The 5224-nt window shown below is 52.3% G+C and carries 2 protein-coding genes; one reads left to right on the forward strand and one right to left on the reverse strand.

Features of this window, described 5'->3' with window-relative positions; all coding sequences use genetic code 11:
- The first annotated feature begins 716 nt into the window (after window positions 1–716).
- Entirely contained in the window at window positions 717–3401 is a 2685-nt protein-coding gene (locus tag KOR42_RS25640) for a c-type cytochrome (protein WP_197441611.1), read from the forward strand.
- A gap of 83 nt (window positions 3402–3484) precedes the next feature.
- On the opposite strand, the gene KOR42_RS25645 is transcribed toward KOR42_RS25640, so the two are convergent.
- On the reverse strand, window positions 3485–4981 hold the full coding sequence (locus tag KOR42_RS25645) for a pilus assembly protein TadG-related protein (RefSeq protein ID WP_146512653.1): 1497 nt from the start codon (window positions 4979–4981) through the stop codon (window positions 3485–3487).
- Window positions 4982–5224 lie beyond the last annotated feature (243 nt).

Here is a 5224-nt window from a genome sequence, read left to right on the forward strand (position 1 = left end):
TCAGTGTGCTTCCGTTCCAGAGAAGGTTCCGCCTACGGCTCCACCTTCTCCTCCACTCCAGCACACTGACTTACTTACCTAACCCCAACTCTCATAAGCCTGGTTCAAACTTCGGGGGCATTTCAGTCGACTACAGAAAACTACAGATTTCGCAGGTTCGCGACCGAAACACCAACGTAGACCAGTGAGACGTTGATAGCTCACAAATTGCATCAGCAATGTGATTCGCAAAGTGGATCCGGCATCATTCGAAGTCGCCGCAAGCGATTTCGGATTGTTTTGGTAAGATTCGTCCAGGTTCAATTCCTGACCGGACAATCCTCTTTCACTCGTTACTGAGTTACAACTTGTGACCATCTGAAAACGAACGCGGCAACTCGCTGCTTCCTGACGACGCATTTGCCCGGTCAGCATCCCCTACTCTTCTTCGTTCGTGTGGGAACCGATTATTCCGGAATGTGCGACTCTGTCTTCGATTGCACACCTTCACGATCTGACTTTCCAGCATTGGAGCAGTTCCGCGTGTGGTTGGTGATTGGAGACCGCCAAAGCCTGCGGAATGCTCTTGCCGAAACGCTCACTTCCTCGCGGAAGACACTTCACGGTTCACTGATGTCTTGAACTGGATGATTTGCTACTGTGCCTCAATTGGAAATTCAGAGCGTCGCCGATTGGGTGGGCTTCTGAAGTCGTGAAATTGTTTAGCGGATTGAGTCATGTTCAGCGTTTTCTTTCGTAGTGATTTCCTGAAGTCGTTCCTGGCCGTTCTCCTTTGTCTGACGATGCTGCCTGCCATTGGGCTGGGGCAAAAGCGTCCGAAACCGGAGCGTGGGACGAACGAAAAGCGAGCGAAGCGAGTGGCACGCGAAGACAAGTCAGCCGCTGAAAGCGAAGCTTCGAATCCAATCGGCAACAGTGCCACGCCGGTCGACCGGATCACGGTCCCGGAGGGATTCAAAGTTGAGCTGCTTTATTCCGTTCCCGGAGACGACCAGGGCTCCTGGGTCACACTTTGTACAGACAACAAAGGGCGAATTCTCGTCAGTGATCAGTTTGGCGGTCTCTATCGCTTCGTGCCTCCAGCTGAGGGAACTCCTCTCGACCCATCTCAGATCGAAGAAGTCCCTGCCGACATCCGTGCAGTCAATGGAATGGTCTGGACCAACGATGCGCTCTATGTGGGAGTGAACGATTACGAACAGAAAATTCCGTCGGGCCTTTATCGAGTGACCGACAGCAACGGAGACGACAACCTCGATCAGGTCGAACTGCTTCGAGAGATAAAATCCAAGGGAGATCACGGAGTTCACGCTGTTGTTCCAAGCCCCGATGGAGAGTCGCTGTTCTTGATCACCGGAAACAATGCTCGTCCGCCGGAACTCGCAGAAAGCTCGCCGGTTGTCCCAGTCTGGGGTGAAGATCACCTGCTTCCCAGCATGCCGGATGGACGTGGCCACAACCGAGGTGTCTTGGCTCCAGGCGGGATTATCTATCGCGTTTCTCCCGACGGTGAAAGCTTCGAAGCTTACGCATCGGGATTCCGGAACATTTATGATGCAGCCTTTAACCATGAGGGAGAGTTGTTCACTTACGACGCCGACATGGAATACGACTTTAACACCCCCTGGTATCGACCAACTCGAATCTGCCACGTGACCAGCGGAGCGGAATTCGGTTGGCGGAATGGTGCAGGGAAACGCCCTGTCTTTTACGAAGATAACCTCCCAGGCATTCTCGACATCGGCCCCGGATCTCCCACCGGGATGACGTTCGGTTATGGAGCCAAATTCCCGGAGAAATATCAGAACGCCCTGTTTGCACTCGACTGGAGTTGGGGACGTTTATACGCCGTCCATATCTCGGAACAGGATTCTTCCTATACTGCAACCAAAGAAGAGTTTGTCACAGGAGCCCCTTTGCCGATTACCGATGCCATTATCCACCCGGTTGATGGAGCCATGTACTTCACAATTGGAGGACGAAAAGTTCAGTCGGGGCTTTATCGTGTTACCTACGTTGGAGACGAGTCGACAGCACCTGTTGAAGTGAAGATTTCACAGAACGACGCTCGCCAACTCCGTCATGAGTTGGAAAAATTTCACGGACACCATGATCCGAAGGCAGTGGAAACGGCATGGCCGTATCTCGCTGATGAGGATCGATTCATTCGATTCGCTGCCCGGACCGCCATTGAACACCAACCGGTCGAGCAATGGAAAGGAAAAGCACTTAACGAGTCCGATCCATCCAAACAAGTCGAAGCACTCCTCGCCCTCGCTCGAGTCACGGGTGTCTGTCCACAGCATCGGTCGGGATCAGACTTCGAAGTTGATGTCGAGATGCGCGATCAACTCCTCGACAAACTAACCGCAATTGATATCAATGAACTGGACTTCACTCAACAGCTGACTCTGATTCGCACAGAGCAAATCGTCCTGAACCGATTCGGCCGGCCGGACGAAGAGATGATTCGGCGATTGATCACTCAGCTTGATCCACTCTTTCCATCGAAGTCAACGGAATTGAACTGGCTGCTCTGTGAAACACTCGCGTGGCTGCAGTCGCCAACTGTAGCTGCCAAGGCAATTGCCTTGATGGAATCTGTTCCCACACAAGAAGAGCAGGTGCAATACGCCCGGTCGATCCGCATGCTGACTGCCGGATGGACGCCCGAACTTCGCGAAGCTTACTTCGAATGGTTCCTTACAGCAGCGAATTATCGAGGCGGAGCAAGCTTCGAAAAGTTTATGGATTTCATTCGCACAGACGCCGTCGACTCTCTGACTGAAGCCGAAAAGACTGAGATGTCAGAGTTGCTGAAGCGGAAGCCGGAAAGAAAATCCCCTCTCGATCATCTCGGTCAAGTTCTTGCTGGCCGAGCTGAGACGAACTGGACGCTCGATCAACTCTCTCTTGCAGCTGCTCAAGAATTGCAGGGCAGAGATTATGCAAATGGTCGTAAGATGTTTGCAGCTGGAGGCTGTTTCGCCTGCCATCGATTCCAAGACGAAGGCGGAATGACAGGTCCTGACTTAACTTCTGCCGGACGTCGATATTCTGCTCGCGACCTTCTCGATCAAGTGATTCATCCGAGCAAAGTGATCAACGATCAGTTTTCCGCAATCACCGTCGCAACAGAAGACGGGATGATTCACACCGGTGTCGTCGTGAACTTGAGCGGAGACACCATGACCCTCAACACCGATTTCGCAGACCCGAACAAGCGTGTTCGAATCAATCGAAATCAAGTCGAAGAACTGGTCGTCTCCAAAACATCTCCGATGCCAACTGGTTTATTGAACCGAATGACCAAAGACGAAGTTCTGGACCTCGTTGCCTATCTCCTTAGTTCCGGCGATCCAGAGCACCAGTACTTCGAGGATCAAACTTCTGCCGAATAATCCTTTTCGCGTTCCTGTGCGGCTTTCGACTCTTCACGTCGAGCCGCACAGCGACACGGCAATCGCCCTCAAAAGGAGCGAAGTCACTCGACGAGAAAGACTTCTCGAACCGGTTCGAAGAGTTGCGTCGGGCTGAGTTCACAACCGAGTGCGGTCACAATTCGACAGGAGGCAGCAACGATCCCCAGATCGTGCTCTCCGTTCGCAACGAGAATCACATTCCCCCACTTCGCATAGATGGTTCCGTTCAAAGCTCCCGTCCCAAGGAGTTGCTCGCTCACGAGGACAATCGGCCGTCGATCGTTTCTCGACTGATAGAGCGAAAGTCCGTTATAGGGGCTGCCGGGCGAAGACAGCGGTCGCAAGACTGTGTTTAAGATTGCGCCATTGATCACAACACTCGGAACCATCGAAAGCAACGGAATTGGAGGAGACGCCGAAGTATCTTCGTTGATATCCGGAAGTCCCGTCGCTGGGGTAAACAATGAATTGTCCGTGATGTAGAACATCACTCCATTCATATTGATGGGTCCTGCTCCAATGAGGAGCGAAATCTGCGTCAAAGGATGCTTCCCGCGAATGATACAAACACCGGGATTAAATCGAACTGGCCCAGTAATGATATTAATATATTCGTAAACTCCTGGATTCAGAACGACCGGCGGAGCCAGAATGGGGAGGTTGATCACGTTCACTCCGCCCCGGTTCGTGGCAACGACATTCGCAGGATCGGCAGCAACGCGCGGCACCGGAATGTGATCGAGAGGATCTTTGACCGGTCTTCGGTTCGCCCGCAGCGGACTCGATTCACTCGGATCGTACTGCCCATAGTTGTTGGGATTGTCCACTCCGCCAACAACGTAGATATCCTGGGCTCTCAATTTCGTAAGAGGAAGAATGGGAGTACATGTTGACGCGTGCCGAAGCCCGACTCGCTGTCCGACTTGAACACCATCTTCGTCGTATCCGCTCCAGTCATTGTTCACAATGACTGCTCCATCCACCCGAACTCTTCCCAGCCCCAAAACTTCGAGACCTCCCAGGTGATGATTCGGGAGTGAAGGAATTGAGATTGGAAGTCCGGTGATTGTAATTGCAGGCGGATTCGGATCGAGAAGCACTAAAGCCGAATCCTCTGTTGCATCTTCCACTCCCGCGACAGAACGCGATCGAACGCTTCGTTGGGACATCTGGCTGACAAGATGCATGAAAAATGTGTCGGAAGTTCGATTCACTTCCGTTTCGAAGTAATTCGCATTTCCCGCAAACGGTCCCGACAGCGGCGGATTGTTGACCGTAACTGTCGAACCAGAGAGCCCATGGATCTGCTGGACCATTTCGATGGCGCTCTGTCGAGCCAGTTGAGGGTTCTCATACTGGATGTATGACAACGCAGCCGCCGTCGCTCCAGCATCCGCAGCGTGTTGTGTTTCGCGGTACTCGTACATGATGAATGAACCATCCACCACAAGCCCCACGATTCCCAGGATCATCGGCATTGTCAGCAAGACAAAGATGAGCGCCTTTCCGGAACGCGATGGAGGCGCGTTGGTCGAAGATCGATTTGGCGAGTTCTTCATAACGACAACAGTGTTAAATTCATTGGCACAAAATCAAGACAACCATTTAGCGCACGTTATTAAGTTGATTCCAAAACTCGAGTATCAACGAGTTCCTCAAGGCATCCAGTGAGACTTAGCAGCCCGTTGAAAAACTCGCATTGATGGGGGAGATGAATTATCTTTCAGCAGTTGGAGTTGATCAAGGAGGAAACGATGGCGTTGGGGCGACGGAAATCGGAAGTTCAGGGTGAGTTGTGGGTG

The organism is Thalassoglobus neptunius (genome assembly GCF_007859735.1).
GTDB lineage: Bacteria > Planctomycetota > Planctomycetia > Planctomycetales > Planctomycetaceae > Thalassoglobus > Thalassoglobus neptunius.